Source organism: Acinetobacter sp. YH12094 (genome assembly GCF_013419295.1).
GTDB classification, from domain to species: domain Bacteria; phylum Pseudomonadota; class Gammaproteobacteria; order Pseudomonadales; family Moraxellaceae; genus Acinetobacter; species Acinetobacter amyesii.
Map to the genome: position 1 here is coordinate 168,626 of NZ_VPAK01000001.1, position 13,255 is coordinate 181,880.

At 40.5% G+C, this 13,255-nt stretch carries 10 protein-coding genes and 2 pseudogenes; 7 read left to right on the forward strand and 5 right to left on the reverse strand.

All coding sequences use genetic code 11. The features are described 5' to 3' along the window. Positions 1 to 16: 16 nt before the first annotated feature. Both FTU34_RS00780 and FTU34_RS00785 read right to left on the reverse strand, forming a co-directional pair. A complete protein-coding gene (locus FTU34_RS00780) occupies positions 17 to 1,120 on the reverse strand; it encodes an efflux RND transporter periplasmic adaptor subunit (protein WP_180034512.1) in 1,104 nt (367 codons plus the stop codon). Positions 1,121 to 1,166: 46 nt separating this feature from the next. Then, positions 1,167 to 1,760: a hypothetical protein gene (locus FTU34_RS00785; protein WP_373685158.1), complete on the reverse strand. Its 594-nt coding sequence runs from the start codon at positions 1,758 to 1,760 to the stop codon at positions 1,167 to 1,169. Positions 1,761 to 2,103: 343 nt separating this feature from the next. On the opposite strand from FTU34_RS00785, the gene pilG reads away from it, so the two are divergent. The 7 genes and pseudogenes from pilG (at position 2,104) to FTU34_RS00815 (ending at position 10,696) form a co-directional block, all read left to right on the forward strand. Then, positions 2,104 to 2,487 (forward strand): twitching motility response regulator PilG, encoded by a 384-nt coding sequence (pilG, locus tag FTU34_RS00790; protein ID WP_078191060.1) that lies wholly within the window; start codon positions 2,104 to 2,106, stop codon positions 2,485 to 2,487. 29 nt (positions 2,488 to 2,516) lie between these two features. After that, positions 2,517 to 2,885, forward strand: a complete 369-nt coding sequence (locus tag FTU34_RS00795) for a response regulator (protein WP_078191059.1) — start codon at positions 2,517 to 2,519, stop codon at positions 2,883 to 2,885. A gap of 6 nt (positions 2,886 to 2,891) precedes the next feature. Further along, positions 2,892 to 3,428: a chemotaxis protein CheW gene (locus FTU34_RS00800; protein WP_078191058.1), complete on the forward strand. Its 537-nt coding sequence runs from the start codon at positions 2,892 to 2,894 to the stop codon at positions 3,426 to 3,428. 44 nt (positions 3,429 to 3,472) lie between these two features. Next, positions 3,473 to 5,548, forward strand: coding sequence for a methyl-accepting chemotaxis protein (locus FTU34_RS00805; protein WP_180034510.1), 2,076 nt, complete (start codon positions 3,473 to 3,475; stop codon positions 5,546 to 5,548). Positions 5,549 to 5,710: 162 nt separating this feature from the next. After that, a pseudogene (locus tag FTU34_RS18095) lies at positions 5,711 to 5,959 on the forward strand (Hpt domain-containing protein); the annotation flags it as partial. Positions 5,960 to 6,340: 381 nt separating this feature from the next. Beyond that, a pseudogene (locus FTU34_RS00810) lies at positions 6,341 to 10,225 on the forward strand (Hpt domain-containing protein); the annotation flags it as partial. A gap of 3 nt (positions 10,226 to 10,228) precedes the next feature. Beyond that, entirely contained in the window at positions 10,229 to 10,696 is a 468-nt protein-coding gene (locus tag FTU34_RS00815; protein ID WP_180034508.1) for a hypothetical protein, read from the forward strand. 69 nt (positions 10,697 to 10,765) lie between these two features. On the opposite strand, the gene dapE is transcribed toward FTU34_RS00815, so the two are convergent. The 3 genes from dapE to FTU34_RS00830 form a co-directional block, all read right to left on the reverse strand. Continuing rightward, complete coding sequence (gene dapE, locus FTU34_RS00820) at positions 10,766 to 11,899, reverse strand: succinyl-diaminopimelate desuccinylase (RefSeq protein WP_180023170.1); 1,134 nt, start codon at positions 11,897 to 11,899, stop codon at positions 10,766 to 10,768. Positions 11,900 to 12,021: 122 nt separating this feature from the next. Continuing rightward, entirely contained in the window at positions 12,022 to 12,171 is a 150-nt protein-coding gene (locus FTU34_RS00825; RefSeq protein WP_078191053.1) for an entericidin A/B family lipoprotein, read from the reverse strand. Positions 12,172 to 12,325: 154 nt separating this feature from the next. Then, positions 12,326 to 13,189, reverse strand: coding sequence for a DUF1853 family protein (locus FTU34_RS00830; protein WP_180034507.1), 864 nt, complete (start codon positions 13,187 to 13,189; stop codon positions 12,326 to 12,328). Between the last annotated feature and the right edge of the window lie 66 nt (positions 13,190 to 13,255).

The following is a 13,255-nucleotide window of genomic DNA, read 5'->3' on the forward strand; positions in this document are numbered from 1 at the left end:
GTCCTGCCTTATTCTTTTAATTTTGGCTGATACTTACATCTTGTTTGATATCTGAATCATTAAATTTAATTCGGCTGATCAGATCACTATTTTGTAAGCCCTGAACAATCGCGGTGTTATTGCTATAACTCTGATTCAAAATTTGTACAGGTACTTTGGCAATTTTATTTTGACGAATGACCCAGACGTAAGGTTTATCTTTTAGACTTTGAATGGTGTCGAGTGGAATTTTTTGGCCTGAAATATTATCCGTGCCTAAGATGTGGCCTTCGACAAAAGCACCAATACTTAATGAAGTAATAGTTTCATTTGGGGCTGCAAAAAATTCAATTTGACGACTGGCTTGATCGGCAATCGGTGAAATCCGGCTGATTTGTGCTGTGAGTAAATTGCTATTACCTTGGATGCTATATTCAATCTTTTGTCCAATTTTCAGTGCAGCTTGCTGATCACTTGGTAATTTGGCTTGAATTTCTAATTGGTCTGGATTGATAATTTCAAAAAGGGTTTGTCCGGCAGCAACCGTTTGTCCCGGTTCAACATCACGTTTGGTAATCACGCCTTGGATAGGGCTATAAATGGTACCATCTTGATTGGCTTTTCGCGCAATATCGACATTAGCTTGTTGGGCACGAACATTTTCCATTTGAGCTTGGTAATCGACACGACTTTGTTCAAACTCTACTTTGGAAATAAAGCCTTGATTCAGCAAACGCTGTTTACGTTCCATCATCAGTTTGGCTTGATTGGCTTGAGCTTGCGTGGAGGCAAGGTTTGCTTGAGATTGAGCAAGACGTGCGGCATTGTCTTGATTATTTAAACGCACCAACACTTGGCCTTTGCTGACACGTTGTCCGACTTCTGCATTAACATTGGTTGCAGTCGCAGTGACTTGGGCTTGAATACTGCTCTGATTGACCGCCCGAATGGTACCAGTAAAGGCCGTTTTTGAAATGGCGTTGCCTTGTTCGATCGTCACCAGATCTTGTTGAATTAATTCAATCTTATTTTCTGGTTTAACACTTTGCTGCGGATCTTCTTTTTGACATGCAGCCAAAGTCAGGCTTATGCAAAGCATGCTAAGCTTTAAAAATGGGGATGATTGCTGTGCAGAGTGCATAATGGTCCTTATATCAGCGGTCTACAAAAGCAATTGAATAACAAGTTTATTCCATCGCTTTTAAACGCGTAATAATTCTGTCGTATTCAGCTTCTGTATTTCGATAGCGAGTTTGTAACGATTGAATGTATTCTTTTTTTGCTACCATATTTTTTTGATTATTATCCAACATTGTTTTTAATTTTGCCGGAACGGTTTCACCTTTTCGAAAATGTTCACGTTCTTGGCGAACAAATAATACACGATCATTTTGTAATTGTTTTAATTGTTCTTGTTCAAACACGATCTGTTTACGTATACCTGTCAGTGCATCACGCTTTTTAATGGCTGCAGTTCGGCTATTGGTATAGGCTTTTTTAAGTTTGATATCTGACGCTTGCTGACGTGCTTGGGCAGCACGCTGAGGAGCTTGTCTAATGTCAGCTTCAGCATTGTAGGGGCGGTTACGTTTAATCACTTGCATATTTTGATCAAGTGCTTCATAACCATAGCGGATGTGATTTGGTGTCACATTGGTACTGATGTTTGCTACACCTTTACTGTCATAGTAACGATACCAAGTGGCCTTTTGTGGTTGCTGTATATTGGTTGGTGCAGCAAATAAAAGCGGGGTATAAGCCAGTAAACAAGTCGTCAGAATGATTTTTTTTGAGAAATGTTTAAGGCCAATCAAGTGAATTTTTTTTGTAAACGGATTCAACCTTGTACTCCCCAGTTTAAAGTTGACTAAATTACTTATTTTAAAGTAATAATCTTGCTATAATATGCTTAATTAAGACAATTAAATACTATTCCAAGTTAAAAAAAAATCGTTGGTCATCGGAAAGTGTGAAGCAGTTAATAAAAACAAGAAATCTTGTGTGTTTGCGCAGAAAATGTTCATTGAAAACGCAAGTAAAGATATGTTAAAAATGTTCACAACTTGTAAATAATAATGCTGCTAACTTAATTGTTTGTACATCCTCAATGGGTAGGGTCAATAAATGGACGATAAATTCCAAAATCTAAAAGTCATGGTAATTGATGATTCAAAAACCATTCGTCGTACGGCCGAAACGCTGCTTCAGCGTGAAGGATGTGAAGTAGTCACTGCTGTAGATGGTTTTGAAGCACTTTCAAAAATTGCAGATGCGAATCCAGATATCGTATTTGTCGATATAATGATGCCACGTCTTGATGGCTATCAAACTTGTGCCCTGATTAAAAACTCTCAAAATTATCAAAATATTCCTGTGATTATGCTTTCAAGTAAAGATGGTTTATTTGATCAGGCGAAGGGTCGTGTTGTAGGTTCTGATGAATACTTGACTAAGCCATTCAGTAAAGATGAATTGCTGAATGCAATCCGTAATCACGTTACAGCTTAATTAGATTTTTTATTTTTTGGGGAAAAAGCATGGCACGTATCCTAATCGTTGATGATTCACCAACAGAAACATTCCGTTTTAAAGAAATTTTAGGTAAACACGGATTTGAAGTGATTGAAGCTTCAAATGGGGCAGATGGGGTGACGATGGCTCAAGCTGAGTTACCTGATTTGGTCTTGATGGATGTGGTAATGCCGGGTGTGAATGGATTCCAAGCAACACGTCAAATTGCACGTGGTGCGACCACCAAACATATTCCGATTGTCATTGTAAGTACCAAAGATCAGGCAACTGACCGTGTTTGGGGTAAACGCCAAGGTGCTTCTGATTATCTGACTAAACCTGTAGACGAAAAACAATTAATTGATGTGATTAAGCAACACCTCAATGCAGGATAAAGCTCTATGGCAGCAAATGGATTTATCGAATTACTTCGAATCGCAAAACGAGGAAACAAAAACTACGTTTCCACTGAAAATGAAGTAAACCGATGGTCAGGCATTGCTTTTGAGATGATGGGGCAATATTACGTTGCTCCTTTAGGTGAAGTAGCTGAAGTGATCTACCCACCAAAATATACGCCAGTTCCCAACACCCAACCTTGGGTGATGGGATTAGCCAATATTCGGGGACGCTTACTTTCTTTGTCTGACCTAGCACAATATATAACCGGTCATCGAAGTAGTTTTTCACCCACTCAAAAAGTTTTATGTATTAGTCATAATGACCATTATGTCGGTTTGGTAGTCGATCAAGTTTTGGGTATTCAACACTTTAATAAGAAAAGTTATTTTTCTAAACATAATGAGTTGGATCGAAATTTGCAGGAATATTGTCAGGGGTATTTCCACCAGCATAACCAGCAGTGGAATGTATTTCTCTTCAGTCGTTTACTGCAAAATCCAAAATACATGAACGCATCTATAAAATTTATAAATTAATTGTCGCGCACGAACGAAAGAAGGCGTAATCGGGGAGAAGCTGAATGGGCTTTAAACTTAAAAAGAAAAATACGGGTGAAAGCACCAGTGGTCGTAAAGGCGGTAATGCTTTTCTGGCAAAACTGCAATCACAGACAGATCAATTATCTCGAGTTTTTGGTGATAGTGAAAAATCCAAACCATTTATTTATGGTGCGATTGGTTCATTAGTACTGGCAACGATTATTTTATTATACCTATTCTATAGCGTTCCTCGCGGTAACCAATTAACGCAAAGTTTGGGTGAACTCCGTCTTCTTTCGCAAACAATTTCGCGTCAAGCAACTGAGGCAACTGCATCAGGTACTGAAGATGCAATGAAAAAATTAATTGCCTCTCAAGATTCGTTCAAAGAAAACTTAGAAACTGTAAAAGACATTCATGCAAATACAGATGCGCTGAAATCTGTAGATACGCAGTGGGCTGAGGTTTCAAAAAGTATTGACTTGATTACTTCGCAACAAAAAATCATTAATAAATTATATGACACGAACATCGCGATTGGTGAAACCATTCCGGGGATTCAGGCGGAATATAACTTGATGGTCGACCAAATGGCACGTCAAGACATGCCTTCGAACCAGGTGGTGATTGCGAAAAACCAGGTATTCATTGCTGAACGTATTTTACGTTCGATCAGCTCGGTGCTTTCCGGTTCTGATAGTTCACGTGAGTCTGCAGATGACTTCAGTGCCGATACTGAAACCTTCGGTTTGTACTTAAATGCCCAATTGGATGGTAGTACAGAGCTTGGTGTACAACGTATTGAAAGCCCTGAATTACGTGAGTCACTTGAAGGCATTAAAGCTGAATATGACGATGTATTAAAATCAGCGGCTGCGACAATTTTGAAAAACTCAACGCAAATTGTGAACGTACGTAAAGCATCTTCACAAATTTTTGCTGAGTCAGACAAATTATTGGACAACTTAAATCAATTGTCTTCTAGCACAGGTCTGAAAACCATTTTACCTGCGGTAATGTTGATTCTTGCTTTAACAGCCTTCTTGATCTGTGTGTTCAAACTTCTTTCTTTACGTGGTCAATCGGATAAATTCCGTGTAACCCGTCTTCAAGAAGAATATGACCGTAACCAGAACGCGATTTTACGTTTACTCGATGAAATTGCCGATCTTGCAGACGGTGACTTACGTTCGTATGCGACGGTATCTGAAGACTTTACTGGTGCGATTGCCGACTCGATTAACTTCGCAATCGACCAATTACGTGACCTTGTATCGCGTATTACAGAAACTTCTCAAGAAGTTGCGCAATATACCGCCAATACGCAGGGTATTACCAACCAGCTTGCAGAAGCATCTGAACATCAGGCGCAAGAGATTGCTGGTGCATCTGCCGCGATTAACGAAATGGCAATGTCGATTGACCAAGTATCTTCGAACGCTGAAGAATCAGCTGTCGTAGCAGAACGTTCTGTACAAATTGCTGCAAACGGCGCAGATGTCGTAAACCGTTCAATTGAAGGTATGGATACGATTCGTGAACAGATTCAGGAAACTTCAAAACGTATTAAACGTCTAGGTGAGTCTTCTCAAGAGATTGGTAACATTGTCGCATTGATTAACGATATTGCCGACCAAACAAACATTTTGGCATTAAACGCAGCAATTCAGGCGTCAATGGCGGGTGAAGCAGGTCGTGGTTTCGCCGTGGTAGCGGATGAGGTACAGCGTCTTGCGGAACGTTCAGCGTCTGCAACCAAACAGATTGAAGGTTTGGTAAAAACCATTCAAACGGATACTAACGAAGCCGTAATTTCAATGGAACAAACGACTTCGGAAGTTGTACGTGGTGCGAACTTGTCTAAAGATGCCGGCGTAGCACTAGATGAAATTCAGTCTGTATCGGGTAACTTGGCGAAACTGATTGCAAACATTTCTGATGCTGCAAAACTTCAGTCTGCTTCAGCTGGTCATATTGCGACAACGATGAACGTTGTACAAGAAATTACCTCGCAAACTACCAGTGCAACATTTGATACTGCACGTTCGGTATCTGAATTGGCGAATATGGCTGAATCATTACGTGAATCTGTATCTGACTTTAAACTCCCAGAGTAAGTCAGGCGCAAACCTGGAGTACCTTAGCTGCGGCTAGGGTACTGCACCGATTACAGATAACACATCGATAAGGTGAACTTAACGTCACAGTTAAGTCTTAGGTGATGGTTACAATTAAGTTTGAGCAACCTTCTTGGTGGCAAAACATAAGAAGCCTTAGCTATGAAAGAAATATTAAAAAATTTAGTTGAAACAACTACGCTTCCTGAAGATAGTTATCTTGATCAAGATGCAGAAATTTTAGAGATTTTTGTTGAAGAAATAGAAGAAATCTTTGAAGAACTAGCGGGTTTATTTACAACTTGGTTGGAAAATCCACAAGATAAAGAGACTTTAACGACGATTCGTCGTCATTTCCATACCCTGAAAGGTTCAGGTCGTATGGTCGGGGCAAAATCGGCGGGTGAAACTGCATGGGCAGTTGAAGATACGCTGAACCGTGTCATTGCGGGTTCAGTACAGTTAACGCCGACCGTTCAAAAGTTTGCACAAACAGTTTTAAATGTTTATCAATATAAGCTCTATCCACGGTTTAAAAATGTTGCCGAATTGGATGTTGACTTACGTCCATTGGTTTTAATGGGGCAACAATTACAACAAAATATTAGCCTTGAGCCTGCACTCGAAGAATTATTAAAACTGGCAGATCAATTAAAATCTGAAGATGGTGTCACTGGTTTAGAACTGACTGATGTTGAAGCTACAGCACCTGTAGAAGTGCTTGAAAACACGATTGATGCGGTTGTTGAATCAGAACCTGCTCCTGAACAAGTGGATGCAGATGCATCTCTGGTCGAAGAGACAGTGAGCATTTTTATTGAAGAAGCTGAAGAACATCTACAAACGATTGATCAGTTCCTCCAATCTGATGACAGTAAATCACAAGATTATAATGGTTTGATTCGCGCGCTACACACCTTGCGTGGTAGTTCGTCGATGGCGCAAATCGAAGAGATTTTTGAAGCCAGTTCAAAAGTTGAAAACTTATTCAAAACCTTATTGCAAGATGAAATCGTATCGAGCTCGAAAGAAACTGCTTTATTGATTCAATATGCTGAATTTGTTCGTGATTATTTACACGTGCTGCGTTCAGGAGATAAGGCAAATCTTGCATCTATTTATGAAACCTTCAAAGCCGCTTGGGATGATTATGGTTTTGCTAGCCAAGATCAATTGGCGCCTGAAGATAATCCACAAGGTTTGGTTTCTAAACTAATCGAATTAAATATTGATCAGTTATTGGATGCTGAATTTGAGTTTGATAAACGTGCCCTTGCTGAATTCCCAGACTATATTCAACAGCTCAGTCAACAAGCTTTAGAGTTGATCGAACATACGGATAATCGTGCGTCTGTTGGAATCCATGATTTCACAACTCAACTGCGTTCAGCATATCAGTCTTTAGTTGAAAAGCCTGAATTACTCCATGCTGATTATGGTTATGAGTTATTTGCGCAAGCACATCAAGAGTTCATTCACTTATTTGACACTTTAGCTGCGGGTCAGCGTGTAGTGTTAAGTGAAGAGGTTCAGCGTTTCTTAAATGAGCTGACTGCATTTGTTCAACAAGACATTGAAGCAGTTGCAGCGACGACAACACCAGAAGCCCATGTAGTTGCTGAACGTGTTGCCACAGTAGAAGATAAAGCCGCTGTTGCAAATACAACAGCAGTAGACTTTGCACAATTAAGTCAGCGTATTCAACTTGATCATCAACAGATGCAAGCGGCGGATGCGAATAATGACTTTGATGAAGATCTTTTAGGGATCTTTATTGAAGAGGCAGAAGAGTTATTGGTAGGTATTGACCAAGACCTCAGTACTTGGACGCGCGATCAAACCAATACTTCAGCTTTGAATAATTTAATGCGCTATTTGCATACCTTAAAAGGTGGTGCAAATATGATTGCCGCGTCTCATGTGGGTTTAATTTCGCATGAATTGGAATCGATTTATGAGCGTATTATTCGTCAGCAAATTTCGATTACTCCTGCGTTAATTCAAATTATTCGCTTGGTGCAGGATGATATTTCAGATCGTATTCAAACCATTCGTGACCAAGGGATCGACTACCCAGCGAATAATGTGATCGATATTCTAAGGAATATTCAGTCAATTGTGGCAGGAGAGCGTTCAGAAGCTGTTGCATTGGCTTCGGCCCCTATTTCTGCTGAAACTGAACAAACAGCAGTAGAACCAGATGTATCGGTGTCAGAGCCGATGGATGTTGCTGAAGACACTGCAGAGGCAGTGGTTGAAGCTCAAACGACTGCTCACACTGAGTCTGCTGTTGAACATCTTGAACATGCGGTTGCTGAACATGTTGAGCATCCAGATGACGATCTACGTTCTGTCATGGAAGAAACCTTCCTTGAAGAGTCTGAGGAAATTCTTGAACAAGCCGTTCAATTATTAAATCAATGGACTGAACAACGTAGTGACCGTAACGTATTGCTTCAATTACAACGTGCTGCCCACAGTATTAAGGGTGGTGCGCGTATGGTTGAAAATGAACCTGTTGCCGCAATTGCGTATCAACTTGAGACGACGTTTGAGCATTTCGCGGTTCATCATTTCAACTCAAATGCATATGACGGCTTGCTCAAAACGACGTTAGCATGGTTAAAAGAAGCAATCTTCAACCACGACTATAGTAATTTTGACAGCATTAAATTGAGCTTAGAGTCCATTCAATATGTGGATGTTACAGTTCAATTACCAAACCGTGTTGCAGAATTAGAACAAGGTATTGTTAGCAAAGGCTTTGAATTTATTCAAGGTGATGGTGTTGAACCGCCATCGATGTTGGGTGAATGGTCTGAAGCCAATTCTTCTGATAACAGTAATGAGATGATTCGGATCTCGGCTGATCTCGTCGAGAAGATGATTGACTTATCAGGCGAAAACTCGATTAACCGTTCACGTATTGAAATGGACTTAGGTCAGCTAGGCAATACCTTGAATGAAATGGAGTTGGCGATTAAGCGACTTGCTGACCAGTTACGTCGAATGGATGGTGAGCTTGAGTCACAAATTATTGCCAAACATGGTTCTGAAAATTCACGCTATGCGGATTTCGACCCATTGGAGATGGACCAATATTCATCGATTAACCAATTGTCAAAATCTCTAGCCGAATCTGCGTCAGATTTGGTTGACTTCAAGAGTACTTTGGCAGAAAAAATCCGTGATGCGGAAGGTTTGTTATTACAACAATCACGTATTCAGTCAGAAATTCAAGAAAGTCTGATGCGTACCCGTTTGGTGCCATTTGATCGTTTGTTACCACGTTTACAACGTATTGTGCGTCAAACTTCTTCGACCTTGAACCGTCCTGCAGAATTGATTGTTCAAAATACAGAAGGTGAATTGGACCGTACGATCTTAGAGCGTTTGGTGACACCATTTGAACATATGCTGCGTAATGCGGTCGACCATGGTTTAGAAGATACTGCTGACCGTTTGGCTTTGAAAAAGCCAGAAGTGGGTAGCATCGTCTTGAACATTAGTCGTCAGGGTACTGATGTACTGGTGTCTTTCAGTGATGATGGTAAAGGGATTGATGAAACCAAAATTAAAGACAAAGCCTTAAAACTTGGTTTAATCAAAGCGGATCAGTTCCTCGATAAACAAGAAATCTTGCAATTGATCTTCCACCCAGGTTTCTCAACGGCACAAGCGGTAACGCAAATTTCGGGTCGTGGTGTTGGTCTGGATGTGGTGCAAAGTGAAATTAAAGCCTTGGGTGGTCATGTTTCCGTTGAGTCTGAGTTAGGTAAAGGGACGACCTTTATCATTCGTGTACCAACGACAGTAGCGGTCAGCGATGCCTTGATGGTGAAAGCGGGCGATCAGCAATATGCGATTTCATTAGCGCAAATTGAACGTATTGTCCGTATTGCACCTACGGCACTAGAAACTTACTTCAATAGTAATGATGACGTGTTTAAAATTGACAACACCAATTACAAACTACGTTATCTATCAGAGTTTGTGGGTAATCAGCCAATTCCACGTTTAAATAATGTCGGTCATTCATTGCCTGTATTGCTAATAAAAGGCAACAGTGGTCAAACCATTGCTTTATTGGTCGATCAGTTGGTGGGTTCACGTTCTCAAATCGTGGTGAAACCAATTGGTCAACAATTTACTAGTGTGGCCGCGATTGCAGGTGCCACGATTCTAGGTGATGGTCATGTATGTTTGATTTTGGATGGGCAAAATATTGCACGTCAGATTCAAACTACGCAGCGTGTTAAACATTCAGCTGAGCAGCGTGACTTGGGCCGTCAAGCCAATGCGCGTCGTTTAGTGATGATTGTCGATGACTCGGTAACTGTACGTAAAGTGACTTCACGCTTACTTGAACGTCAAGGTTATGACATCGTGACAGCGAAAGATGGTGTGGATGCAATTGAGCAGCTTGAAAATGTCCGTCCAGACTTGATGCTACTCGATATTGAAATGCCACGTATGGATGGTTTCGAAGTGACAAACTTAGTTCGTCACCATGACATTCACCGTGACTTGCCAATCATTATGATTACATCGCGTACAGGTGAAAAACATCGTGAGCGTGCTTTTAGCTTAGGTGTGACTCACTATATGGGTAAACCATTCCAAGAAGCTGAATTGCTTGCCAATATTGAAGCTTTAATTGCAGAAAAGCAGGGGTAATCTATGAGCCAAAATACTGTTTCTCAGGTTGTCAGCGATAAAGTTGATCAACAGGAACTGCAACATCTCATTACGGTTTCAACCGGTTTTATAGATGCGTATATCATTGATTGTCATGGTAAAGAGCCAATGTTGTTGCCACAAAATATTGTGCTTTCAGCGCTCGATAGTGCAACCAAGGTTTCTTTTGTTGAATGGCATGAATTGAAATTGCCTGTTTTCTCGGTCAATGATCCTGCAAAAAATCAGGGCGTGGCTTTGGTGATTGAAGGCGATGATGTTGGACAGCGTTTTGCACTGATGTGTAATGAAATGCCGAAAACCATTCGTCTGCGTATTTCTGAAGTGGTTGATGAAGATAAAGCTGTGAAAGACGCCAATATTTTCCAATATGTACGCATGGCCGATCAGGTATTTCATATTCCACATTTAGCCAATATTCAAAACAGTATTGGGCTTCAAGCGGCTTAATATTTTCAAAAACGAGATATAAAAAAAGGAACTCAATGGAGTTCCTTTTTTTGACTATGCAGGGAATATTTAAGCCAACAGGTTTTCTAAAATCTTTTCGTAAATTTCAGAAAGTGGCTCCAACTCTGCCACATTGACGTGTTCATTGATTTGGTGAATTGTAGCATTTAAAACACCCAGTTCAAGCACCTGTGCTCCTGTAGGCGCAATGAATCGACCATCAGAAGTTCCACCACTGGTCGAAAGTTCTGTTTCTGTCCCAGTAACATCTCGAATGGCATCACGTGCAGCATTCACTAACTCACCGACAGGGGTTAGGAAAGGCAGACCAGATAACGTCCAAGAGATGTCATATTCAACGCCATGACGATCTAAAATTTCCAAAGTACGTGCTTTGAGTTCATCTGCCGTTACTTCTGTTGAATAACGGAAGTTAAAGAGTAAATTCATCGTGCCCGGAACAACGTTGGTTGCACCTGTACCCGCATTGATATTGGAAATCTGGAACGACGTTGCAGGGAAGTATTCGTTGCCATTATCCCACACGGTATCGCAAAGCTCTGCCAGTGCCTTTGATGCAGTATGAATTGGGTTAATCGCAAGATGTGGGTAAGCAACGTGCCCTTGTTTACCTTTAACTGTTAAATTGGCATTTAGCGAACCACGACGACCATTTTTAACAATATCGCCGAGTGTGTTGGTGCTAGATGGCTCGCCCACCAAACACCACGTCATTTTTTCATTACGCGCTTCTAAAGTTTCAACAACTTTAACTGTCCCGTTGATCGAAGGACCTTCTTCGTCAGAGGTAATGAGAAATGCAATAGAGCCTTTATGATTTGGATGCTTTGCAACAAAACGTTCTGAAGCCACAACCATAGCTGCCAACGCAGTTTTCATATCTGCGCTGCCACGACCATACAGTTTACCGTCGCGAATTTCAGGAAGAAATGGGTCAGAACCCCATGCATCCAAGTTACCCGTAGGTACTACATCAGTATGACCTGCAAAGCAAAATACTGGTGCTTCAGTCCCTTTACGTGCCCAAAGATTATCTACATCATCAAAACGCATATTTTCAATGTTAAAGCCAATCTTGGCTAAACGTTCCGCCATAATGTTCTGGCAGGTATGGTCAATCGGTGTTACCGAAGGTTGGCGCAGTAATTCTAGGCTGAGATCAAGAGTTGCTGTTGAGGTCATGCTAAATACAGAAGTCAAAAATGTCGCAATATAATAGGCGAATCGACAAGCGAAGGGAAATTTAGACGTGAAAAAACCCTATTTAAAAAATAGGGCTCTTTTATAAATTCTTGGGAAAGAAATTAATTGCGGCGAATTTCTTCCGAAGTTTTCTCAGCAGTATTGGTTACAGCATCTCCAGCTTTAGATACGTCTTTACCAACACCTTTTACTGTATTACAACCTGTCAGTACGAAAGCAACCATAAGTGATGCAGCTAAAATTTTTTTCATTGAATGTAATCTCCATTATGAAAGAATAATTTTTAGAAGACTAAATTATTCTGTTGTGAGATTTAGATTAAAAAATAGCCGTATCAAACAGTAGGTGGTTTTTACGGTGGTTGAGTAAATAAATGTAAATTTCTACTAAATGGTGCATTGGGGCTTAAAGCGTTTGCGGCAAGATCAAGCGTGGCTGTCTATACATATAATAGCTTTCATCACTGTCTTTTTTATATAAACCATCTGTCCACCAATGTGCGGTTGCACTCGTCGGTTGCTGCTGCACGCAAATCCATTCATGTCGTTGTAAGCGATAATAGCCTTGCTTTGTAGGCGGAATGACATGTCCCCATTGACCTATTCTGCGTGCAGGATTGACCCAGTTTGGCAATGTGCTGGTACGCTGAATAGGTAAATATAATTGGCCCTTTAAAACGCAATAGCGCTGTTGAATCTGCTGCCCAAGTGCTTCATCAAATTGGAATTGTTTTTGGGTAAAATGATTGAGCTTTCGAGCCAAAGTATCACTACGATTTAAGCCATACCAGTAGGGTAATTTAAAATCACGCTCGGCTAGATAATATTTTAAAGCCACTTCCCAATGTTCAACTTCACAACTTTCGGTATTTTTTAAAACAAAATCCAATTCACCAAGTGTACGAGGGCCGTCAATTTTTTGAATGCTATGTCCGAGTAACTGGTATGGATGGTATGGGTGATCGAGAAGCCAAAACCATATAAACATTTCGAAACGTAAACCAAGGCGAGTACTTTTTAATTTTTGTAAAAATTCTACTAATTCATTTGGGTGTTGTTCGAGTTGTTTTAAACGGGGAAGGTAGGCTTCAAAATATTTATGCCAAAGCTCGTTTGGATGAAAATGAAAGGGATAGCGGATTTCGAGTTCATTGGGAATTTGCTGCAGAATATTTGGGCTAGCAATACAGAAAGCCAATTGGCGAACTAAGGGCTGTTTAAATTGCAACCATGGCTCAAAATAAGACGACGTTGTCGGGGCTACAGCCATATTGAAACCTTTTGAATAATGCAGAATAACAACGGATAATTGTTAAAAACATCTTATACTACCTGA

Coding starts and splice junctions, on each gene's coding strand:
- FTU34_RS00795 (WP_078191059.1), top strand. CDS start 2,517: ATGGCACGTATCCTAATCGTTGATGATTCACCAACAGAAACATTCCGT.
- FTU34_RS00830 (WP_180034507.1), bottom strand. CDS start 13,189: ATGGCTGTAGCCCCGACAACGTCGTCTTATTTTGAGCCATGGTTGCAA.
- dapE (WP_180023170.1), bottom strand. CDS start 11,899: ATGACCTCAACAGCAACTCTTGATCTCAGCCTAGAATTACTGCGCCAA.
- FTU34_RS00805 (WP_180034510.1), top strand. CDS start 3,473: ATGGGCTTTAAACTTAAAAAGAAAAATACGGGTGAAAGCACCAGTGGT.
- FTU34_RS00825 (WP_078191053.1), bottom strand. CDS start 12,171: ATGAAAAAAATTTTAGCTGCATCACTTATGGTTGCTTTCGTACTGACA.
- pilG (WP_078191060.1), top strand. CDS start 2,104: ATGGACGATAAATTCCAAAATCTAAAAGTCATGGTAATTGATGATTCA.
- FTU34_RS00815 (WP_180034508.1), top strand. CDS start 10,229: ATGAGCCAAAATACTGTTTCTCAGGTTGTCAGCGATAAAGTTGATCAA.
- FTU34_RS00800 (WP_078191058.1), top strand. CDS start 2,892: ATGGCAGCAAATGGATTTATCGAATTACTTCGAATCGCAAAACGAGGA.
- FTU34_RS00780 (WP_180034512.1), bottom strand. CDS start 1,120: ATGCACTCTGCACAGCAATCATCCCCATTTTTAAAGCTTAGCATGCTT.